At 50.2% G+C, this 20,786-nt stretch carries 22 protein-coding genes; 13 read left to right on the forward strand and 9 right to left on the reverse strand.

Annotated features, from left to right (window positions below):
- The first annotated feature begins 1 nt into the window (after position 1).
- The 3 genes from LPW13_RS03180 to LPW13_RS03190 all read left to right on the forward strand — a co-directional run bounded on the left by LPW13_RS03180 (position 2) and on the right by LPW13_RS03190 (position 2,310).
- Positions 2–250, forward strand: a complete 249-nt coding sequence (locus LPW13_RS03180; protein ID WP_230438003.1) for a hypothetical protein — start codon at positions 2–4, stop codon at positions 248–250.
- Positions 247–1,053, forward strand: coding sequence for a hypothetical protein (locus LPW13_RS03185; protein ID WP_230438004.1), 807 nt, complete (start codon positions 247–249; stop codon positions 1,051–1,053). The genes LPW13_RS03180 and LPW13_RS03185 overlap by 4 nt, the downstream gene beginning before the upstream one ends.
- 336 nt (positions 1,054–1,389) lie before the next feature.
- The gene (locus LPW13_RS03190) at positions 1,390–2,310 is read left to right on the forward strand and encodes a hypothetical protein (RefSeq protein ID WP_230438005.1); all 921 of its coding nucleotides are present in this window, start codon (positions 1,390–1,392) and stop codon (positions 2,308–2,310) included.
- A gap of 75 nt (positions 2,311–2,385) precedes the next feature.
- On the opposite strand, the gene LPW13_RS03195 is transcribed toward LPW13_RS03190, so the two are convergent.
- From LPW13_RS03195 to LPW13_RS03205, 3 genes are all read right to left on the reverse strand, one after another.
- Positions 2,386–2,688, reverse strand: coding sequence for a helix-turn-helix domain-containing protein (locus LPW13_RS03195; protein WP_230438006.1), 303 nt, complete (start codon positions 2,686–2,688; stop codon positions 2,386–2,388).
- A 184-nt stretch (positions 2,689–2,872) separates the two neighbouring features.
- Positions 2,873–3,130: a type II toxin-antitoxin system RelE family toxin gene (locus LPW13_RS03200; RefSeq protein ID WP_230438007.1), complete on the reverse strand. Its 258-nt coding sequence runs from the start codon at positions 3,128–3,130 to the stop codon at positions 2,873–2,875.
- On the reverse strand, positions 3,117–3,350 hold the full coding sequence (locus tag LPW13_RS03205; protein WP_230438008.1) for a ribbon-helix-helix domain-containing protein: 234 nt from the start codon (positions 3,348–3,350) through the stop codon (positions 3,117–3,119). The genes LPW13_RS03200 and LPW13_RS03205 overlap by 14 nt, the downstream gene beginning before the upstream one ends.
- A gap of 295 nt (positions 3,351–3,645) precedes the next feature.
- Between LPW13_RS03205 and LPW13_RS03210 the strand changes: the two genes are divergently transcribed.
- The 3 genes from LPW13_RS03210 (at position 3,646) to LPW13_RS03220 (ending at position 6,483) form a co-directional block, all read left to right on the forward strand.
- Positions 3,646–4,941 carry a hypothetical protein gene (locus LPW13_RS03210; RefSeq protein WP_230438009.1) on the forward strand — a complete coding sequence of 432 codons (1,296 nt, stop codon included), beginning with the start codon at positions 3,646–3,648 and terminating at the stop codon, positions 4,939–4,941.
- Between the two features lie 160 nt (positions 4,942–5,101).
- The gene (locus LPW13_RS03215; protein WP_230438010.1) at positions 5,102–6,037 is read left to right on the forward strand and encodes a P-loop NTPase family protein; all 936 of its coding nucleotides are present in this window, start codon (positions 5,102–5,104) and stop codon (positions 6,035–6,037) included.
- A 44-nt stretch (positions 6,038–6,081) separates the two neighbouring features.
- On the forward strand, positions 6,082–6,483 hold the full coding sequence (locus LPW13_RS03220; RefSeq protein WP_230438011.1) for a hypothetical protein: 402 nt from the start codon (positions 6,082–6,084) through the stop codon (positions 6,481–6,483).
- Between the two features lie 182 nt (positions 6,484–6,665).
- Here the strand turns inward: LPW13_RS03220 and yacG are convergent, their stop codons facing one another.
- From yacG to pilB, 5 genes are all read right to left on the reverse strand, one after another.
- On the reverse strand, positions 6,666–6,872 hold the full coding sequence (gene yacG / locus LPW13_RS03225) for a DNA gyrase inhibitor YacG (protein ID WP_230438012.1): 207 nt from the start codon (positions 6,870–6,872) through the stop codon (positions 6,666–6,668).
- Positions 6,873–6,883: 11 nt separating this feature from the next.
- Positions 6,884–7,504: a dephospho-CoA kinase gene (gene coaE / locus LPW13_RS03230; RefSeq protein ID WP_230438013.1), complete on the reverse strand. Its 621-nt coding sequence runs from the start codon at positions 7,502–7,504 to the stop codon at positions 6,884–6,886.
- Positions 7,505–7,561: 57 nt separating this feature from the next.
- The gene (locus tag LPW13_RS03235) at positions 7,562–8,446 is read right to left on the reverse strand and encodes a prepilin peptidase (RefSeq protein WP_230438014.1); all 885 of its coding nucleotides are present in this window, start codon (positions 8,444–8,446) and stop codon (positions 7,562–7,564) included.
- A gap of 13 nt (positions 8,447–8,459) precedes the next feature.
- Complete coding sequence (locus tag LPW13_RS03240; protein ID WP_230438015.1) at positions 8,460–9,674, reverse strand: type II secretion system F family protein; 1,215 nt, start codon at positions 9,672–9,674, stop codon at positions 8,460–8,462.
- A 127-nt stretch (positions 9,675–9,801) separates the two neighbouring features.
- Positions 9,802–11,514 (reverse strand): type IV-A pilus assembly ATPase PilB, encoded by a 1,713-nt coding sequence (gene pilB / locus LPW13_RS03245; RefSeq protein ID WP_230438016.1) that lies wholly within the window; start codon positions 11,512–11,514, stop codon positions 9,802–9,804.
- A gap of 505 nt (positions 11,515–12,019) precedes the next feature.
- Here pilB and LPW13_RS18135 point away from each other — a divergent pair.
- Positions 12,020–12,484: a pilin gene (locus LPW13_RS18135; RefSeq protein WP_268932668.1), complete on the forward strand. Its 465-nt coding sequence runs from the start codon at positions 12,020–12,022 to the stop codon at positions 12,482–12,484.
- A gap of 71 nt (positions 12,485–12,555) precedes the next feature.
- A complete protein-coding gene (locus LPW13_RS03260) occupies positions 12,556–14,037 on the forward strand; it encodes an O-antigen ligase family protein (protein WP_230438017.1) in 1,482 nt (493 codons plus the stop codon).
- Between the two features lie 81 nt (positions 14,038–14,118).
- Here LPW13_RS03260 and LPW13_RS03265 read toward each other — a convergent pair whose 3' ends face one another.
- Positions 14,119–15,540, reverse strand: coding sequence for an undecaprenyl-phosphate glucose phosphotransferase (locus LPW13_RS03265; RefSeq protein WP_230438018.1), 1,422 nt, complete (start codon positions 15,538–15,540; stop codon positions 14,119–14,121).
- Positions 15,541–15,865: 325 nt separating this feature from the next.
- On the opposite strand from LPW13_RS03265, the gene LPW13_RS03270 reads away from it, so the two are divergent.
- The 5 genes from LPW13_RS03270 to LPW13_RS03285 all read left to right on the forward strand — a co-directional run bounded on the left by LPW13_RS03270 (position 15,866) and on the right by LPW13_RS03285 (position 20,256).
- A complete protein-coding gene (locus LPW13_RS03270; protein ID WP_230438019.1) occupies positions 15,866–16,888 on the forward strand; it encodes a hypothetical protein in 1,023 nt (340 codons plus the stop codon).
- 205 nt (positions 16,889–17,093) lie between these two features.
- Entirely contained in the window at positions 17,094–17,882 is a 789-nt protein-coding gene (locus LPW13_RS18220; protein ID WP_407942015.1) for a sulfotransferase family protein, read from the forward strand.
- A gap of 26 nt (positions 17,883–17,908) precedes the next feature.
- Positions 17,909–18,355: a glycosyltransferase family protein gene (locus tag LPW13_RS03275; RefSeq protein ID WP_230438020.1), complete on the forward strand. Its 447-nt coding sequence runs from the start codon at positions 17,909–17,911 to the stop codon at positions 18,353–18,355.
- Entirely contained in the window at positions 18,352–18,825 is a 474-nt protein-coding gene (locus tag LPW13_RS03280) for a glycosyltransferase (protein ID WP_230438021.1), read from the forward strand. Before LPW13_RS03275 ends, LPW13_RS03280 begins: the two co-directional genes overlap by 4 nt.
- 111 nt (positions 18,826–18,936) lie before the next feature.
- Positions 18,937–20,256, forward strand: a complete 1,320-nt coding sequence (locus tag LPW13_RS03285; protein WP_230438022.1) for an oligosaccharide flippase family protein — start codon at positions 18,937–18,939, stop codon at positions 20,254–20,256.
- The last annotated feature ends 530 nt before the right edge of the window (positions 20,257–20,786 follow it).

Consider the following 20,786-nt stretch of genomic DNA (forward strand, 5'->3'; position numbering starts at 1 on the left):
CATGTTTTTTGGCAATGAGAAAAACCCAAAAGGGCCGGCTTGGCGTCGCCTTCAGAGTATGGAGAAGAATGTTTCCGGCACGTGGATTCGATTTTCTGCACCAATGTTGCGGTTGCCTTTACGCGGGCGCAGTGATCTGGAGGAGCAGCCCGATACGTTCGACCTTGGTGACTCCTCAATCTACAAGCCTTATGAAAGCTCCGGCAGTGAAAATGACATACAGGACGTGCGAATCTGGCTTAGCGGGTGAAACTTTACCGGTCGCCCATTCTGGACGCAGAAACTGTTGGCGACCTGGTACTGCGGCTGAGTGTACTGAATGTAAAAGACCTGCCGGTTAACCAAAGCCTGTTTCAGCGCTCAGCAATGAGAGATTTGGTCAATCGCCTGCACGAAAGTACGGATATTGGGGGCTCCCACAAGGGGCACACAGAGGACAGGAACCCATTTGACCTCACCCAATACCGCTGGCCGAATTACCTAACACCGATAAACAGCCAGTGGTTGAGCCGCAATGGAAGCGAGTGGCTGTATTTTGAAACCCAACCATTATGGACTGGCGCGCTGGATTTTTTCTGGTTAACTCCTATTGGACATCAGCACTGTGTAGTAGGTCACTTTATGATCACGCACTGGTTGAGAAATGCCGGCAATCCATACCGGCAGGCAGATCGGAGCTCGACTGCCAATTACCGCCAGCTGATGGAGCGTATAATGGATACCATTAGTATTGAGTTGTCGGGTAATGCCGGTACAGAACAGAAAAGTATCTGTAACCCAGAAGATGAATATCCTCTGCCGAATATTACCGAGCAAATGGTAGCCCAGGCGAAACACACCTCGTACATGTGGAGTGGAAAAGGGTACACCGATAAGTCTCAGCCCAAACAAGGCGGAGACCACCGCGCCCCCAAGGAAGATGTGGCCGCATTTATCGACCAGCGCATCCAGCCCCGTCCCTTACCGGGTTGCATGGCAATTGGCCCTGCTTTTGTCGAGAAGGAAGCCTCGAATAATCAACCTGAGTCTGCAGCGATTGCTAGCAACCGGTAGGGTGGGGGTTGCCCCACTCTTCAATGTAGGGTTTTGGTAGGATCCAACTCATCACATCATCAAAAACTGGCTACCCGGGGATTTTGCGCCCCTCACTGCCCGGCGCCGGGGACCATTATTTCAAAAGTACCGGTGACCAGCTGCGGCAAATGATCAATAACCGCGCCAAGCGCTTATCCAGCCGCGATACGGGACTTCACTATGTTATTTGGCAATGAAAAGAACCCCAAGGGGCCCAGTTGGCGCAAGTCGCGTAGGATTGAAAAGGACCTTTCCAGTACCAGGGTCAGTTTTGTCGCGCCACCTTACCGCCCGCCAATCTATGGTCAGGGGCCGATGGAAAATCAAGCGGACAGCTTTGATCTGAACAGCCCGGAAATATGGCTTCCCCACGAACAGGAAAGTCGGGACGGTACCAAGCGTATCAGTCACGAGGTGGAGATCTGGACCTGCGGCTGGAATTTTACCGGCCGGCCCCTGCTCGATGGTGAAAGTGTTGGCAACTTGGTGATGCAATTTGAACTGGTGGAAGTGCGAGATTTGCCGGTAAACAGCAGCCTGTTCCAGCGCGGCGAACTCGCCCGATTCGCCCAGAGCTACTGTACCGACGGGCACCTAGGTAGCTACCACAAGGGGCGCGCCGAAGACCGCAATCCCTTTGATCTCACTCAATATCGGTGGCCAGATAACCTTCTCCCCATCAATAGTCAGTGGTTGGATCGCAACGGGAGTGAATGGCTTTATTTTGAAATGCAGCCGCTGCACCATGATGTAGACAGGTTCTATTGGCTACTGCCCATTGGTCATCAACGCTGCCTGCGTGTACGTTTTATGGCTGAGCGCTGTATCCCAAACGCCGGCAACCCCTACCGCGAGCAGCGATCTCCGCTGGACAACTACCGTCACCTGATGGAAAACATCATGGATTCCATGACAGTGGAACTTGCCGAAGCCGCCAGTATCGAGAAGTCCAATATCCACAACGCCGACGGTGACTATCCCTTGCCCCACTGCACCGAGCAGCTGGTAAAGGAAGCCAAGCACACCCTCTACATGTGGAGCGGGGCTGGCTACACCGATCAATCCCAACCCAAACAAGGCGGAGACCACCGCGCCCCCAAGGAAGACGTGGCCGCATTTATCGATCAGCGCATCCAACCCCAGCCGCTACCCGGCTGCCTGGCCATCGGGCCGGCATTTGCGGCAGATACAGAAGCGGAAAGTCACAAGCACGAAGTGAAAGCTATCGACGGGTAATGTCGGGTCAATTTTTATTTAATATGCCGGACCCGATCCGGTACCGGCATGACAAACGATTCGGCACATCGCGTCTTAGGCTAGAGCCTCAATCCCTTTCCGGTTTACGATGTTCAAAAGCTTCAGCGACGGGCCATTCGGATGCTTTTGCCCGGTTTCCCACTTCTGGATGGTTGAAAGACTGGTATTCAGATACGCGACGAATACGGCCTGGCTGGCTTTGTTACGGGTACGTATGCGTTTGATTTGTACCGCACTGTAATCCTTGATCTCAGGCAGGCAGAGTGCATCAATTTCGCGCATAGTGGCCTGTTTCAAGCCACCAGCTTTGTGCAGACCTTCCGCAGTCTCATGTAGGGCCTTAAGAATGTCACTCATCGAGTTCTACCTCTACCAATTCACCGGCTTTTAGCAGTTTTTCCAGAACCTTGTTGCTTTGCGGTAAAATAGTGTGACCCGCCCGTAAAATGCGGAGCTGGAGCTTCGCGCACCCGACAAGGCTTCCTCCCCGGGACCGCGGAGCTCCAGCTCCGCAGGCGGGCAACGCCCGCCCCAAATAGCGCTACCGATAAACCCCCGACCGGTGTCCAACCCGAATCACCGTCACCACCAACCGATCATCAATAATCTCGTAAACAATACGATAAGAACCCTGCCGCACCCGGTAATGCTCCGATCCGGTCAGCTTGATACAACCCTCCCCGCGGGGATCTTCAGCCAGCTGCTCAATACGCTTGAGAATCCGCGCAACATCCCTTTTGGGGATAGCACGTAAATCCTTCGCAACGGATTTCTTAAACGCAATCTTATATTTTGCCATGCTGCTTCAGATCATCCAGCAGGGCCTCATAGGTCATCTCGGGCTCTTCCACCCGTGAGCGGATCGCTTCCAGATCTTCCTGATCTTCACGCATCAACAACCGCACCGCCTCATCCACCAACTCAGAGAGCGAAGTGTGGGAAGTGGCCGCGCGCAGTTTCAAAGCCTGGTGAATGGCGGGGTCAAAATAGACCGTGGAACGTTTGGAAAGGTTGCTCACAAGGGCTCTCCCGGGACTATAGAGATACTTTTGGCATTATAGCGTTATAACGCTATTGGTCAATTTTTGCTCGGGGCTCGTCCTGTGACTGTGGGGCTTATCTATCCTGCATGACATCGTTACACCACACTAGATCCGGTATCCAGGAATCTGGAGCAGGGCTGTCGCCACCAACTTGGCACTACCGTACCCCAACTATTTTTGCCTGTGTTTTTGCGTATTTGGTAGTCTTTCGCGCTTACCGGATTGACCGATCCGGCTCAAGGAACAACCTCGTTCGCAGAAGGAAATTGCCATGGGACAGCCGCCGTCCATTCAGCCTAATACCCAGCCATCCAATGCACTCCAAAGTTGGGGCAGCCGCGAATCCGGCCGCGCCATCTTCGCAAACGGCAGTCACCGACAACTGCTGGATAACTTCCGCCAATTAAGTGCCCAGCAGAGCAGCGAAGGCTTTCACGCACAAGCCCTCGTCAAAGCCGTAGACAGCCTTCGCGGTCCCGCCAGCCCCGTCAACAGCATGCTCAAACCGAATCACCCCACCCGGCGTTTATTGGTGGCAGGGGGTTTTGAGATTGAGTATGAACTGAACAGTTACTATGGGGATTGCCAGACGGATGTGCAGATTGTGGATATCCGGTTGCTGGGAGATGACGCAAATGCTGGGCGACGGCCAGCGCTATGGAAGGTTAAACACAAACGGCAGGGATGGGTAAGAGGTAGTGAGCCAACACCCAAACTCACAAGAACCGAGACCCTGATCGGTAGCGCCAAGGCTCCACTCAAGCTGGGAATCAATGGCCAAAGTGAAAGCCTTCGCGACTCTCTACAAGTTGTAGGCGAGCACATCAGCCGCGGTGATAGTAAAAAGCATGCGGACCTGAAGAAAAGTGGTTTTCAACTGGTGTACGTACCGCCGGAAAATAGCGCCTGGGCCGCGGGCTGGCGTACCTTGAAGTCCCTCGGCAACAGCGGCAGTGAGCAGCAGCGACTGGCGGCGCATATGGTAGCGGCACATATGTTTGAGGCTCACCAGCAGGGCCTGCATGTAGAATGGACGAGCCAGGGCGAGGGCGCCTGGGTGTTGATAGAAGCCATGCAGCACCTGAAACAGCAAAATATCGACCTGGACCAGCGGCAGAAGATTTTTTTGAGTGACCATACCCGCAGCCAGTTTGAAGCGGACCGCTACCGCCGTGCTCTCAATATGGATATCAGCGATGAAAAATGGCTCAGTGCCGCTGAAGGCCTACCGCAGGAAATCGGAGGTCGCAACTTCGGCCTTGCTCCACTATTGAGTGAAGGCAATGAGCTGATTCACCATACACCGCGAGGGGAGCGGTTGGGTCAAACCGTCAAAATCTGCTGGGAACTCGGTGATTATCTGGTAAAAAAATGGGGAACAGCCGGGACGGCAGCGGGGCTCGCCGTTGCAACCGGAGGAAACGCCGCACTGGCATTGGCGGTAGTGAAGGCGCTGCACAAGGCGACCCCAATGCTTATATCCTCGCTGCCCGGCGCCAGGGATCACTATTTCAAAAGTACCGGCGACCAGCTGCGGCAAATGATCAATAACCGCGCCAAGCGCTGATCCAGCCGCGATACGGGACTTCACTATGTTATTTGGCAATGAAAAGAACCCCAAGGGGCCCAGTTGGCGCAAGTCGCGTAGGATTGAAAAGGACCTTTCCAGTACCAGGGTCAGTTTTGTCGCGCCACCTTACCGCCCGCCAATCTATGGTCAGGGGCCGATGGAAAATCAAGCGGACAGCTTTGATCTGGACAGCTCGGAAATATGGCTTCCCCACGAACAGGAAAGTCGGGACGGTGCCAAGCGTATCAGCCACGAGGTGGAAATCTGGACCAGCGGATGGAATTTTACCGGTCGCCCTTTGCTCGACGGAGAAAGCCTTGGTCGACTATTGATGCAAATCGATTTGGTGGAAGCACGAGATCAGCCAGTAAATAGTAGCCTACTCCAGCGCCGCGAACTTGCCCGGCTCGCCCAAGATTATTGTACCGATGACTATCTGGGCTCCTACCACAAAGGGCACGCCGAAGACCGCAATCCCTTTGACCTTACTCAATACCGGTGGCCCGATTACCTCGGCCCCATCAATAGCCAGTGGCTGGATCGTAATGGTGGCGAATGGCTTTATTTCGAGGCTCAACCCTTGCACCAGCACGGAGATAGTTTTTATTGGCTACACTCCATTGGCCACCAGCGCTGCCTGCGCGTGCGCTTTTTGGTCGAACGCTCCATCCCAAACGCTGGCAACCCCTACCGCGAACAACGGTCACCACTGGACAACTATCGCCAGCTGATGGAAAACATCATGGATTCCATGACAGTGGAACTTTCCGAAGCCGCCAGTATCGAGAAGTCCAATATCCACAACGCGGATGGTGACTATCCCTTGCCCCACTGCACCGAGCAGCTGGTAAAGGAGGCCAAGCACACCCTCTACATGTGGAGTGGGGCTGGTTATACCGATAGAACCCAACCCAAGCAAGGTGGAGACCACCGCGCCCCCAAGGAAGACGTGGCCGCATTTATCTACCAGCGCGTTCAACCCCGGCCGCTGCCCGGCTGTCTGGCCATCGGGCAGGCATTTTTATCCGACAACGAATCAGGCCCTACGCCATCCCCCCAGGCGGACGCCCCAAAACTTTCCCAGAACGGGTAATCATTGATCTATTGACTTTCAAGATTAAAGACACTGCAAAAATTATGAAAGAATATTCACTAAAGTTCTGGTTGTTTACTTGGGAAGTTTTTGGGGTAAGTGTCTTATTGATTGGTGTGGCAGGTATCGACCATCATTTCGGAACCTTTTGGGGAATTCTTGCCGTAGTAGCTTACAAATTGAGAATTCACCTGATTATTGCCGCATATTATGGCGCAGTTGATGTATTACTTTGGGACGCCAATATTGCCCTGCTTTATGCTGCCGTTTTGCCAGCATGGTATCTATTCCGGGTTGTGGTGTCATCCTTGCCGGGCGCTCGAGACATCTACTACACAGGAACCTGGAATCAGATAAAATATTTGACCAAAAGGTACAGAAGCAAATTCGGTGCGCGACAAACAGATCAAGATACCCCGGAGTTGGATCGGGCGGATTCGGAGTAGGGGAAGAGTGCGGGCGAAACATTGCAGCTGTAGGGAGGATAAGCGCAGCGCATCCAACACTGGCTCCCGGATCGTTTTGTCATGCCGGCACCGGATCAAGTCCGGCATGACAAAACGATCCGGTGCCGGGATGACGACGCCCCGGGAACGCCGAGCCCAAGCTCGGCAAACGGTAAGAGCACTCAGTGCCGAGTCTTAGAAGCCTCCAACTCCTCACTCATCACATCATCAAACACCGCCTGCCCGGGAATCTTGTGCCCCTCACTGGCCCACTCTCCCAGGTCAATCAGCTTGCACCGCTCACTGCAGAACGGCCGGAAACGGTTCTCCGGGCTCCACTCGATAATCTTCTGGCAGGTAGGGCAATTGAGGGTAGGGCGATCAGACATAACAGCTATCTTTACAACGATTGATATTGGGAGGCCAGCACCACGTAGCGCGCATGCAACTTGTCTACCTGCGCTTCCAGCTCAGCCAGCGAAGCGTCATTATCCAGAATATCGTCTGCCTTTGCACACCGCTCCGCTCGCGGCATTTGCGCAGCCATGATCTTGCGGATCTGCTCCGGATCATTGCCATCGCGCATACTGGCGCGCTCAAGCTGCGTCAGCTCCGGCAGATCCACCACACAGATCCGCTGCACCAGCGCTGACTGGCCAGACTCAATCAACAGCGGTGACTCCAGAATGGCATACGGAGCCGAGTGGGTCTGTGGGCTTGCCGCCAACGCAGTAACAATCTCTTCGCGGATCAACGGATGGGTCAACTCCTCCAGCCAGCGCCGTTCTGCCGGGTCATCAAACACCCGCTTGCGCAACGCCGCCCGGTCCAGGTTCCCGTCCGCCAGCAATACCTCAGCGCCAAAATGCTCCGCAATCGCCACCAACGCCGGCCGCCCCGGCTCAACCACCGTACGCGCCGCCCGATCCGCATCCACCACATTCACCCCATGGTGTCGAAACCGCGCCGCTGCTGCAGACTTACCGCTGCCAATACCGCCCGTCAAACCCACCGTAAACATATGAACATTCTCTAGATACGCTCGCCTCAACATGCTGAGCTGGGTCTCGGCAACAAATCAACCGCTCAACCCAGAAACCCGAAAATACCACCCAATAATCTGCTCACCCCATAACATCGCAATCCACGCCGCCCCGGCCAGGTAGGGCCCGAACGCAATCGGCAGATTCTTATCTCGCCCGGAGATCAGCGTCCAGATGATCCCCACCAGCGCACCAACCGCCGCAGATAACGGAATCACCAACAACACCGACTGCCACCCAAACCAGGCGCCAATCGCCGCAAGAATCTTGAAATCCCCCGCGCCCATGCCTTCCTTACCGGTCACCAGCTTGAACAGGTGGAACACAGCCCACAGGGACAGGTAGCCAACAATCGCCCCGACCACCGCATCCTGCAGGGGCACAAACACCCCCCAGATATTGATCAGCAACCCGCCCCACAACAGCGGCAGGGTGATATTGTCTGGCAGCAACTGCTTGTCAAAATCAATCCCCGTCAACGCCACCAGCGCCCAGGTAAAAAATACCCCCGCCAGCGCCTGCCAGGTAAAGCCCAGCTGCCACACCACCACCGCAGTGAGGATACCGGTAACCAGCTCAACCAGCGGGTAGCGCTTGGAGATTGGCGTTTTACAGTGCCCGCACTTACCCCGTAGCAGCAGGTAGCTGATGATGGGAATATTCTGCCAGGGCTTGATCACCCTATTGCACTTGGGGCAGTGGGAGTGGGGGAGAACCAGGTTGAAGGTCTCGCCCAGCTGCTTCTGTTCTTCTGTAGGCGGTGCCTTTTCAAAATAGCTGTAGAAATCCCGCTGGTACTCCCGCTCCATCATGATGGGGAGGCGGTGGATAACCACGTTGAGGAAGCTGCCGATTAGCAGGCCTAAAATAAAAGCGCTGCTTATTAGCAGCGCTTGGTGAGATAGAATTTGATCTGTCATTTGCAATTGTGACTCACATAACCTGACCGAGCTGGAAAATTGGGAGGTACATGGCGATCATCAGGCCTCCCACCAAAATGCCGAGTACCGCCATGATCATGGGTTCCATCAGGGTGGTCAGATTGTCGACCATGTTATCGACGGCCTCTTCATAGAAGTCTGCAGCTTTAGCCAGCATTTCATCCAGTGCGCCTGACTCCTCGCCGATCGCGGCCATCTGTACCAGCATGGTTGGATAAAGGCCTGAGGTGCGCATGGCGCCATTGAGTGGGATACCGGTTGCCACGGAGTCGCGAATCTTGAGTGTTGCTTCCTCATACACGACATTGCCGGTAGCGCCGGCCACAGACTTGAGTGCATCAATAAGAGGAACACCGGCGGCAAAGGTGGTGGATAGCGTACGGGCAAAACGGGCGGCAATTGAGTTGTATGTGATTTGACCGATAATGGGCAGCTTCAACATGAGCTTATCGAAGAAGTTCGCCACATTCTTGTTGCGTTTCTTAACTTCCAATGTACCACCGATACCAATGACGAGAGCGATGAAAGCAAAAAACCAGTTGTCCTGCATCCACTCTGAGATACTAAGAACAAACAGAGTAAATGCCGGCAGTTCAGCCCCAAAACTGGAGAAAGTTTCCGCGAACTGGGGGACCACCTTCACCAGCAAAATCGCGGTAACAACAACTGCGACCACAACTACCGCAATAGGGTAGGTCATTGCCTTTTTGATTTTCGCTTTCAGCGACTCGGTCTTCTCCTTGTAGGTGGCAATCCGGTCAAGCATTGTCTCCAGTGCACCAGATTGCTCACCTGACGCAACCAGATTACAAAAGAGATCATCAAAATAGAGTGGCTGTCGACGCAACGCATCGGCAAAAGCGGTACCCGAAGCAACATCGTCTCGAATCTTGAAGATTAGTTCTTTCAGGGCAGGATTATCCAGACCGTCAGCAACAATCTCAAAGCTTTGAACCAGAGGCACGCCCGCTTTCATCATAGTCGCCATTTGGCGGGTGAAAATTGCAATATCGCCTGGCTTGATCCTTTTCTTACCACCGAGAAGGGGCTTGGGTTTTTTCTGGACTTTGTTGGCGATAATACCCTGGCGGCGCAGCTGGGCTTTAATCAATGCAGGGCTTGTGCCGCTTAGCTCCCCTTCAACTTTATTGCCCTTGGTATCCACACCCTTATATACGTATGTGGTTGCAATTGCGGCGTTGGCCATCTTGTTATTCCTGTTGGTCAGTAACTCGGAGGTTTAGTTACCTCCAATACACATTCACGCTCTACTGTTCATTCATCGTCTTTCCGAGCTTGACCCGGAATCCAGCACTTGGGGGCTTAGTTAACGATTAGTCATTGGTCACCCGGTTTGCCTCCTCCAGGCTGGTAACCCCCATCACTACCTTGCGAAGCGCCGACACCCGCAGGTTATTGAATCCTTCCTTTTTCGCTTGGTCTGCAATCTGAATAGAGTTGCCTCCCTCCATTATAATGCGCGAAATCCCATCAGTGATGCGAACCACTTCATACACACCCACGCGCCCCTTGTAACCTTTAGAGCAGTGCTCACAGCCTACAGGTTGGTAGATTTTCCATTCACTTTTGGGAATGGTGACGGTATCAAAGCCTTCTTCTGCCAACACTTCATCCGGAAGCTGAGCAGGTTGTTTACATTCACCACATAGACGTCGTGCCAAGCGCTGTGCAATAATTACACTAACCGAGGTGGCAATATTGAACGTGGGAACCCCCATATTCATTAATCGGGTTAGGGTTTCCGGTGCTGAGTTGGTGTGCAGTGTAGACAGTACCAAGTGGCCGGTTTGTGCAGCTTTGATCGCAATCTCTGCGGTCTCCAGGTCCCGGATCTCCCCCACCATTACGATATCTGGATCCTGACGGAGAAAGGAGCGCAATGCTTCGGCAAAGTTCAACCCCACCTTGTTGGAGACGTTTACCTGATTGATCCCCTCCAAGTTGATCTCTACTGGATCTTCCGCGGTTGAGATATTGCGTTCTGGAGTATTGAGAATATTCAGGCCTGTATATAGAGATACAGTTTTACCAGACCCGGTAGGTCCGGTAACCAAGATCATACCCTGGGGTTGAGCCAGAGCATCCATATAAACCTTCTTTTGCTCTTCTTCATAGCCCAGGGCATCGATCCCCATTTTGGCTGAAGAAGGGTCAAGAATACGAAGTACAATCTTTTCTCCCCATAGAGTAGGTAGACTGTTAACCCGAAAATCAATGGCCTTGGTCTTGGACAGCTTCATTTTGATACGGCCGTCTTGGGGCACACGCCTTTCGGAAATATCCATTTTGGACATTACCTTGAGGCGGGCGGAAATTCGGGTGGCCAGCTGAATGGGAGGGCGCGCTACTTCATGCAGCACGCCATCGGTGCGCATCCGTACCCGATAGATCTTTTCGTAGGGTTCGAAATGGACATCTGAAGCGCCGGTACGGATCGCATCCAGTAATACCTTGTTTACAAAACGCACTACCGGTGCTTCATCGCCACCGGGCTCACCGTCTTCCTCAGGCCGACTATCACCGCCTTCTACATCGAGGCTGTCCAGATCTTCGTCGTCCAGTCCTTCCAGACCGCCGCCAATGTCTCCACTATTGGCCAGATAACTCTCGATTGCCTTGGCTAACTTGTCCGCTTCAACGAGAATCGGGTCAGTGTTCAGCCCGGTATTGAAGTTGAATTCATCAAGGCCCGCGAGATTGGTCGGGTCTGCGACCGCAACAAACAGCCGATTCCCGCGCTTATACAAGGGGAGGGCAAAATGCTTGCTGATCAGTTTCTCAGCAACAATGTCCTTAGGGAGCAGGTCGAAGTTATAGCTGGATAGGTCAAACAGCGGAGTACCAAACGCATTGGCAGCTATGTTGGCGAGCTCTCGGCTTTTGATTAGCTTGGTTTCAACCGCATGCTGGGCAAAGCTCTGCCCCTCACGCTTGGCCGCTTTGATGGCAGATTGGGCCGTTGCCTCGTCAATGGCATTGTCAGAAACCAGCCGCTTGGCCAGGCCGCTCAGTGGAGTGCTGCTCATGGGGAACCGCTTATAGTAAATTCTCGGTGTGTCGAGATGTTATCTTTGTTTAAACATTGGTTTTAAGTACCGGTAATGTAAAGGATTTACCTTCCAGTAGGCACCCCAATATAACGAATAACCGAGACCCCGCCAATGATCCCGGCGAGCGATGGACTAAAGCTGTGAACTGGATAGCTTCACACTCCATTGCGCTCACACCGCCCTGTCATCCCGGACTCGATCCGGGATCCAGTACTGCACCCTCAGGCTCGCGGGAGAAGTAGAAAAAATCGCAGAGCTCTAGCTAGGTGATCTGACAAATTGTGTCACCAGGTTCTAATCGCTGATCAAAAAATGTAACTTGCGCCCAATAAGTGATCGCTCTCCACATGACTTTCCTCCCAAACTGGCAGTTTAGGGCAATTTCCACACTTGCGCGTTTTGCCACATTACCGGTATTGTAACTGCCGACTTCCTCACGGGATCTCACCTTAAAACAACAGTCTGTATGGAGACGGTTACAATGAAGAAACAACAGGGTTTTACTCTTATTGAATTGATGATCGTAGTGGCGATCATCGGCATTCTAGCTGCAGTAGCGCTGCCGGCTTACTCCGATTACACCAAACGTGCCAAGATGAGTGAGGCGCTGGGCTTTGCTGCTCAGGCCAAGTCAGCAGTTGCCGAAACCTATCAGGCTACCGGCTCTCTGCCTGGTGATAATACTGCAGCAGGTATGGATGCTGCGGCCAATATTAAATCCACATACGTTGAGTCTGTAACTGTTGGCAGCGGCGGCGTAATTACCGTAGCGATCCAAGGTACTGACGATAACGATCTCGATAATGGTAGCGTTATAATGACTCCCGTTCAGTCAGATGGGTCATCTACTATTACTGCCGCGTACAATGGACCGGTTCGTTGGAATTGTGCTGTGAGTAATGCCAATATTTCCAAGTTCTTCCCATCAGAGTGTCGTGGTACCTGATGGCATCTTGATAGGGAAAGGCGGGCTCTGCCCGCCTTTTTTGTGGGTGTTGAGCTTGTTAAGTCGTCCTAGTGAAAAGCGCGCTTGCTCAGATAGCCCCCGTTGTTGATTTTCATTTAGGTAAGCAAGTGGAAATTGGAGTAGTAAGTAAAAGGAGTCCGCTGGCAATATTTATTCTTGTGACTTTTTGGTGTTGGTTTTTTCTAAGCCTTAATCCGCTTGATATTGGCCTTCCAGTTGGTCAATACAACAATAAGCGTATTATGCAGCTGATTTTAATATGCATATTTACCCTGTTAGTCTGTATTCGGGCATACCGTGTGGCTCTTCCTAGAGTGCCTCAGAATAAATTGTTACTGACGGCTTGGGTGCTGTCATTGCTGCTGGTGTTTCTTAGTACGGTTTTTTCTGCAAATATATATCACTCTCTCATTGAGAGTCTTCATTGGCTATTACTGGCAAGTATATTCTGTTGTGGCATATATGTGGCATGTATGGGACTCTCCAGGTTGCTGCTCCTAGGGCTATTGGTATTACATGGCCTGGTTGTCCTTAAAGCGTTACTTTTTCTTGGGTATGAAGTGGCTGTAGGCGGCTCATTACGCGCGGAGATGCTGTACCCAAGTGTCGAGCACCACCGTTTCTTTAACCAAGTGCAAGTATTTGTTGTGCCACTGCTTTTTCTTTGGGCAGCGCGAACAGATTTCAGGAAATTTGCCTATTTTTTCCTCTTTATAAATATTTTATTGGCCTTTTGTGGTGGAGCGAGGGGGCTGTTGGTTGGCTTGATCGCGGCTACCTTTTTGGCCTACCTACTGATGAAGCCTTGGCGTCCGCAGATATTAACAGCGGCGGTGATCGGGGTGTTAGCTTTTTTTGTTTATTTGATTTTGGCTTTGATTGTTGATGCGGGACACGGTTCAGATGTATTTCGGGCACATACTTCGGGCCGCTCCATTATTTGGCGGGGGCTAATAGATGCGCTAAGTCCGGCCCATTTTTTCATTGGCGAGGGCTCCGGCGCTTACTCTTACCACTCTCTCGGTCGAAAAGAAGGTCACCCTCACAATAGCTTACTGCAATTAATCTTCGAATGGGGGGGGGTTGCCACTATCGCCATGTTTTCTCTCTTGCTTTTGATATTGCTTTTATCGTGGAGGGCGATATGTGGCCCCAATATTATTGGGCAAGAACGAGATATCTCTGCGGCGATTTTAACTGCCGTTGTTTCCGCCATTATCTATTCGCTTTTTAGTGGTATTGTAGTGATGCCAATACCGCAAACTTTGCTGTTTTTCTTTTTGGGCATGCTGTGGGGAAAAGCTCTTCAAAGTGGCAATCAAGGTTTGAATCTTGATGGGCGTACTATTTCTCGTACTACAGTTATTGATGTTGCGTCCATCTTGACATGCTGGGTTGGTGTTACAGTTATACTGCTACTGTATGTGACACTTTGTAGTGCCTATTTTGTGCAGCAGAGTTTTGATCCCAATGAATTCCGAGCGCCACGATTTTGGGCGGAGGGTGAGCAGTTTCGAGGGACGATATATTAGCAATGCACAAGACATTTGTGGCTCAACTGGCAGTAAGCTGATTGCGCAGCCAACAAGATCTTTTGCGAGAGGGCGCTGTTTCTAGTATGCGTTTTCCCCCGCTATCCCTTTAAATGGGGTCATGATCACAATTTGTAAGTCAAGCCAAATTGACCAGTGCCGAATATAGTGCAGGTCGTGCTCTACGCGCTTTGAAATTTTTTCCAGTGTATCTGTTTCGCCCCGCCAGCCGTTGACTTGAGCCCAGCCGGTAATACCAGGTTTAACTTTATGCCTAAGCATGTAACCGCTGACTAGCTTTCGGTACTCTTCATTGTGTGCGACAGCATGGGGTCTCGGGCCAACAATTGACATCTGTCCCTGCAACACATTGATCAGTTGAGGCAGCTCGTCTAGTGATGCGCGTCGTAGCAAGCGGCCGATAGGTGTCACTCGCGGGTCGTTGCGACGTGCTTGCACTACAGTATCGCCATTTTCTAGTGTGTTCATGGTACGAAATTTCCAGACTTCGATAGGACGCCCGTCCAGTCCATAGCGAAGCTGTTTGAATATTATAGGTCCTTTGGATGTGAGTTTTATACAAATGGCTATTAATAGTAAGAGCGGGAGGGTGGCTATAAGTAGTACAACGCTGATCACTAGGTCTTCCAAGCGCTTCACCCAACTGTTTATGCCTACGATTGGAGTATCGTATACGCTTAGAACATGACTCTCTCCTACCTGATACCATCGGGAGTGCAGGAGTTTATGAAAGAACAGGTCAGGCAGTATGTGTACGTTGGCTGTGGTATCGGCAAGCGCACGCAATATCTGTTCGATTTTCTGTTCTTCCCGCATGGGTAGTGCTATATAGATCTGCTCCACAGAGCCGGATTTTGCAGCTGCTAGTGCATCGGATACATCCCCTAGTAGCTTGTAGGGGATTGTGCTTAGAAGCTGCTGTTGGCAGTTCTCTGACTCTGGAACGCTATAGAAGCCACGTATACGAATACCCAAATGCGGCTCCGCAGCAAAGTTCCTCGCCAACTGTAACCCGTTTGGAGTTATCCCTACGATCGCTGCAGTGCGGGTATTATGATCATTTGAGCGAACATAAAATAACGTCAATCGGAACCCGTAGCGCCAAAATGCCAATACGGCTGCTGTAGAAAGGAACCAACTACCTACGATTAGTCGAGAATAAATCTGACCTGTTTTACTGAAATAGCCAATCAAGAGTAAGGTGGTGCAGACGGAAATCCAGGCAAACAGGGTCAGGCCTAGCATGTGGGAGTAGGTGTCAATACGCCAAGACCTGTACAGTTCCACCGACTCAGCGAAGAATATAAAGAGTGCCGTGGCAAGGAGACCGATAGTTAACCAATGCGCAGCCGGTTCATGGTCAAAAAAACGACACCAGAACAAAAGAGATATGAAAATGGCGCCTCCGTCGATGAGGCGATAGAGGGCGGCGAGGCCACTTTGGCGGCGGTGGCCCCAGCTTGCTTTTACTTGCTCAATCATATAGGGGTCGATTCAACTTGTCGCTGGTGGTGACCTTGGAGTGCGAAATCAACTCTTTGGCCGGAAGCTAGATCAGCCCATGATAATGCTTTTTCTATATTGTGGATAATACCTGAGATCGGTATAGTCTGATTAGTTTTTAACCTTTCACGAGGGCGGAATAGTACACGAGTAGTATTTTGACGTGGATTTGTAGGGTTCCGCTTATGCGGTTCCTATTGTAGGGCAACTAGTATGAATGGCTTAAGAGTTTCGGAGGTGTTGAGCTTTTAAGGTGCGCTTTTGCTTTGAAGCTGTTCACTCAAAGTTTTTATAAGATTTTTTCGTGATGTGTGGAAAGTATTTTAAAAGAAATAAGTGTAGCGGGATGGTGGTCTCGTGGGGCAACAATATTACGAGATCAACTTCCCTAGCGAAAGTTCTTGGTTTTGACGATTTCCATGTTAGGCCAACTTTTAAATTAAAGTATTTGAAATTAATTAATTATATTGTGGCTTTTCTCAGGTCTCTTTGGAAAATCTTGGTCAGTCGCCCTAGGGAGTTAGTGTTGGTTGGTCCTCCAACTTTTATTTTTTACGCGATTCCAATAATAAAGTGCTTTCTTTCCGAAACGAGAGTAACCTGTGATTTCCACAACGGTGTTTTGCGATACCCATGGGCTGCCCTTCCGGGGTTGAAGAGATGTATTAGAGAGGCCGATCTCGTCTTGTCCCATAACGGAAAAGTTAAAGATGAAATTGACGTTTTTTTTGGTGTTAATTCTAGAGTTTTGACAGACCCGCTACCTGCTGCCCATGATACTGAAGGAGAGGTTTCCAGTTCACACGTTTCTAAAATTAAATTGAACGTTTTAGTTCCTTGTTCTTTTTCCATTGATGAGCCTGTTGAGCTAATTTTAGATCTTTGCGTTTTTGCAGCTAAGAAATTTAATCTAATTGTGACAGGGGATTATAACAAGATTCGCAAGAGGGAGGGTTTTAAACATGCTTTCGGACTTGCAAATTTTACAGGTTTCTTACCTAAGGAGAAATATCGGCACTTGCTGGCATCCTCTGATGTTGTTCTCTGCTTAACAAATGATGATTCAGTACAAATGTGTGCATCAAATGAGGCGCTCGGATTTTCAAAGTTGCTCTTGCACTCGAATACGCCAGTTCTAAATGGTTTGTATTCTGGTAAAGAGCTTGCAGTTGACCATTCCGTGTGCTCTATAGTCTCTGCAATTGAGAGGCTGGATGCGAGAAAGGAGTACTGGCAGATGTATCTAGGTGATGTTCGAGAGTTTTATCAAAGTCGCTGGCATCGCCAGTTTGAATCTGTATTTTCTGATGGTGAACGCTCTAGGTAAATGTTCTGCATAGTATGCGTTGATTTTTGACGTGCTAGAAATTTATGTCGTTCAATTGTTTAACTTCTTATGTAAATTTTATGTGATTAATATTTTTCTATGGAGTGGTTTTTCGCTTATGGTGTTTGCGTGCGGCGTGGAGTGGTGGGGTTTTCTATGATTTTTTCGGCTCCGGGAGCTTGCTTTGAAATATAGGGCTATATTTGTGGTTGGGACCCCGAGATCGGGAACAACTCTTGCGCAGCAAGCGCTGTTCTCGCTGGCTGAGGTAGATTCACACTTTGAAACACATTTTTTTTCAAATTTGAACTATAGGAATTTTTTAAGATCAAGGTTCTATTCCAAAGAAGTAATATGCAGAGATGTTCTTTGTAGACTTTCTCCGAGAGACGATTTTAAAGTCAATATGCGTGACCTACCTGGAGCTTTCTTTGATGTCGTTAGGGACCGGCTTGACAGCCTTGGAAAGTTTATTTTTGTAGAAAAGACGCCGGCACACCTAGCGCATATTCGCTCTATTGAAAAGGCTTGCCCCGTTGATTTTGATTTGGTTTTTTTGCATGTGATTCGTTCACGATATGAAAATGTTAGATCATTGTATTTTGCTGCAAATGAATATCCGGGGCATTGGGGTGGCAAACGATCACTAGCCTGCTGCGTTAGGAGGTGGTCTCATGATTTGAGACTTCACTATAACTTTTTGCCTAGGCGCGGTGTCCATACTTTCGTAAGTTACGAAGAATTTGTGTCCAATTATCGAAGTTACCTAGAAAAAATTTGTAAAAAGTTGGATCTGGAATGTTCTATAACTATTCCTACGAGGAATCTTAAAAATATCATATCGGAGAATGAAGATTGGAAGGGGAAAAACTTTGAAGAAGTTGGGCAGGGTAGAGTTTACGATTTTATGTCACCTGTGGAATTCGAACGCCAGTTTAGGTTTAGCTCCTCAGATAGGCGTATGTATATGAATGTTGTTGAAGGGTGTCTCTAAATTATTTTTAGTTGGGGTCGGTGGCTATGAGAAAAGTATTGGCTGTTGCTTCTTTTGGCGGGCACTGGAAACAGCTGCTTCGCCTTGCTCCAGTTTTCGGAAAGTATGATACGACCTACGTCAGCACTGTGGATTACCCATTCAGAGAGGGTTCTGGATATACATATTTTCGCGTTCCCGATGCTAGCAGGAAAAGTGTTATCCGAATGTTCTGCCTTTTCTTTACTACTCTGCGAGTTGTTTTTGTCGTCAGGCCGGACGTGGTTATTTCAACCGGTGCAGGGCCGGGCCTGGTTACCATTTTCTGGGGGCGGGTATTTGGTTGTAGAACTATATGGATTGATAGTGTTGCAAACCCTGAACAACTATCTTTTTCGGGCAAGATCGCCAAGAGGTGGGCTGACCTCTGGCTGACACAATGGCCAGAATTGGTGCGTTCTGAAGGGCCTATGTACAAGGGGCGAGTGATATGATTTTTCTGACAGTAGGTACTCAATTTGGTTTCAATCGGCTTGTTGCGGCTGTTGATAAGTGGGCATCTAATAACCTGGGTGTTGAAGTTTTTGCGCAAGTAGGTAGCGGGACCTACATTCCTAAGAATTTCGGTTGGTGTCGGTATTTGCACCCCGTTGATTTCGAGAAGAATATGACCTCAGCCGAGCTCATCGTGAGTCACGCCGGGATGGGGACTATCATTGACAGTTTGGTAATGGCAAAGCCATGCCTAGTTTTCCCTAGGCGGGCAGATCTCAATGAGCATAGAAACGATCATCAAGTTGCGACGTGTAATAAGCTGTCAGAGTTTGATGGATGTCGTATTGCCTGGGATGAGATTGACCTGTTTCGCTATCTGGATAATCCATGGGGAATCGTTTCCAGCACCCTCTCCGTTCACGCACCTGAAGAGTTGTTATTGGCAATTGATGATTTTATCTGCAGTTAATTGGGCTACTTTATCAGCCTTACTTGCGATCAACCATGAGGGTGCACTTTCGCGTGATGAGTTTCTTATGGAAAGTGATTTTGTAACTCGCCATCCTGGAAACGATATTACATGAATATCTTCAAGAATAATGATCTTATTTTTAGCTCTATTTTAGGATTTTTTGCTCGGGCCTTGGCTGTAGGACTATCTTTTCTGATGAGTGTAGTGATTGGTCGTGTTCTTGGCGTTACGGAGTCCGGCTATTTTTTCCTCGCGTTTAATGTATTGACGTTTTTGGCGGTCTTTTCTCGTTTGGGGTTGGATAATACTGTTCTGCGTTTTACGGGTTCCGCATTCGCCGAGAAAGATTGGGCGGTGGTCCGCGGAGTTTTGGTCAGAGCGGTATTAATCGTGTGTATTACGAGTAGTGTTATCTCGTCTGCGCTGTATTTTTTTCGTGAATTTTTGGCTGGATCGGTTTTCTTTAAGCCGGAGTTGGCGCCCATGCTCGGAATCATGGCGCCGGGCATTGTATCGGTATCTTTGCTCGCTATTATTGGGGTCGCATTTCAGGGTTTGCGTCGTTTGATAGCGTCCGTTTTTTTCTCCAATATTGTCATAAATTTTCTTCTTTTGGCTGGGCTGTTGTTTTTGGGTGTTTCATCAGCAGAGCAATCTGCTTGGGTGTATACCGTATCTGCTTGTATATCGTTGTTTGCTGGATTCTGGGTTTTGATTGGCGCTCTGGGGAAAGAGGGGAGGGCTCCTAGCTGGAGTGATATTTTCCATAGTTGTTTACCACTTTGGTTGGTGACGTTAATGTCGCAACTCATTCAGTTTTCGGGGCAGTTTGTTGCTGGCGGCTTGCTAAATGCGGAGGCTGTGGCGCAGCTCGCGGCGGCACAGCGCACGGCGATGTTGATAAGCTTTATCTTGACTGTCGTGAATCTTGTGGTTGCTCCACGCTTTGCCGCCATGTATAAGCAGGGGGCTCTGCAGGACATGGAAAGCCTTGCTCTTGCTTCTGTGCGGTTAATGCTGTTTTGCTCGCTTCCGGCCTTGGCTGTCATGTTGGTTTTCCCTACAGCTCTGATGGAGCTATTCGGGGCAGGGTTTGAGGAGGGGAGGTATCTCTTGCAAATTTTGGCAATAGGGCAGTTTGTGAATGTGGCTACCGGGTCAGTTGGCTATCTTCTTACCATGTCTGGACACGAGCGAGAGCTTGGCCGGTCTGTATTGATTTCGGCACCTGTTGCTATGTTGGCGGCTTTTACATTGGTTCCGTTATGGGGGGCGGTAGGTGGTGCAGTGGCGACCTCTCTGGCTATTATTCTGCAGAACCTGATAGCAGTTTTTCAGGTGAAAAAAACACTCGGAATCAACACTTTATTGTTCTGGCGGGGCTCCCGTTTTTTTGAGCGAGCTTCAATGAGAGCATGGTCGAAGTAACAATTTCGATTCGTCCGATTTCGTCCAGTTCGCTAGAATCCCCTCGTGTCAGCAGACATATTGCGGACCGGTCACTTGACTTGTCATCGGGTATCCCGATTAAGGTCGACAAGAGAATGAGTAATGTAAGCGATCAGTCTTCCCCATCCTCGACACAAGCATTGCTGTCCGATAGCGCAACAGCCCCAACGTGTCACGGTAGCAACGTCTCAATGGCCTCTACCGTCTCGGGTTGTGTCAGGACCATGCCGGGATGACGTTCCCGGAGATTGGTCAGTTGTTTGGTGGTGTGCATCACAGTGCGGTATCTCAGGCGGTGCGGCGGGTCAAGAGGCGCGTTTCTGAGAGGGAGGACCTGCAGACGCTGACTGGGCGAGGTTTTAAGGTGTGAGAGAATTACCGCTTACGGAGTAACCGGCGTCGCAATGGCGTCCGCTGATCAACAAATGATCTCTGGCATTCCTTCTGAAACATTCTCTACCTGAGATCAAGATTTTCGGTGAAAAAGCTTGCTGCATCGGATGCGATCT

The sequence above is a fragment of the Microbulbifer celer genome (assembly GCF_020991125.1).
In the GTDB taxonomy this organism is placed as follows: domain Bacteria; phylum Pseudomonadota; class Gammaproteobacteria; order Pseudomonadales; family Cellvibrionaceae; genus Microbulbifer; species Microbulbifer celer.

Coding starts and splice junctions, on each gene's coding strand:
- LPW13_RS03285 (WP_230438022.1), top strand. CDS start 18,937: ATGAATATCTTCAAGAATAATGATCTTATTTTTAGCTCTATTTTAGGA.
- LPW13_RS03235 (WP_230438014.1), bottom strand. CDS start 8,446: ATGACAGATCAAATTCTATCTCACCAAGCGCTGCTAATAAGCAGCGCT.
- LPW13_RS03180 (WP_230438003.1), top strand. CDS start 2: ATGTTTTTTGGCAATGAGAAAAACCCAAAAGGGCCGGCTTGGCGTCGC.
- LPW13_RS18135 (WP_268932668.1), top strand. CDS start 12,020: ATGAAGAAACAACAGGGTTTTACTCTTATTGAATTGATGATCGTAGTG.
- LPW13_RS03215 (WP_230438010.1), top strand. CDS start 5,102: ATGGAAAATCAAGCGGACAGCTTTGATCTGGACAGCTCGGAAATATGG.
- LPW13_RS03220 (WP_230438011.1), top strand. CDS start 6,082: ATGAAAGAATATTCACTAAAGTTCTGGTTGTTTACTTGGGAAGTTTTT.
- yacG (WP_230438012.1), bottom strand. CDS start 6,872: ATGTCTGATCGCCCTACCCTCAATTGCCCTACCTGCCAGAAGATTATC.
- LPW13_RS03200 (WP_230438007.1), bottom strand. CDS start 3,130: ATGGCAAAATATAAGATTGCGTTTAAGAAATCCGTTGCGAAGGATTTA.
- LPW13_RS03275 (WP_230438020.1), top strand. CDS start 17,909: ATGAGAAAAGTATTGGCTGTTGCTTCTTTTGGCGGGCACTGGAAACAG.
- LPW13_RS03265 (WP_230438018.1), bottom strand. CDS start 15,540: ATGATTGAGCAAGTAAAAGCAAGCTGGGGCCACCGCCGCCAAAGTGGC.
- LPW13_RS03280 (WP_230438021.1), top strand. CDS start 18,352: ATGATTTTTCTGACAGTAGGTACTCAATTTGGTTTCAATCGGCTTGTT.
- pilB (WP_230438016.1), bottom strand. CDS start 11,514: ATGAGCAGCACTCCACTGAGCGGCCTGGCCAAGCGGCTGGTTTCTGAC.
- coaE (WP_230438013.1), bottom strand. CDS start 7,504: ATGTTTACGGTGGGTTTGACGGGCGGTATTGGCAGCGGTAAGTCTGCA.
- LPW13_RS03190 (WP_230438005.1), top strand. CDS start 1,390: ATGGAAAATCAAGCGGACAGCTTTGATCTGAACAGCCCGGAAATATGG.
- LPW13_RS03240 (WP_230438015.1), bottom strand. CDS start 9,674: ATGGCCAACGCCGCAATTGCAACCACATACGTATATAAGGGTGTGGAT.
- LPW13_RS03210 (WP_230438009.1), top strand. CDS start 3,646: ATGGGACAGCCGCCGTCCATTCAGCCTAATACCCAGCCATCCAATGCA.
- LPW13_RS03195 (WP_230438006.1), bottom strand. CDS start 2,688: ATGAGTGACATTCTTAAGGCCCTACATGAGACTGCGGAAGGTCTGCAC.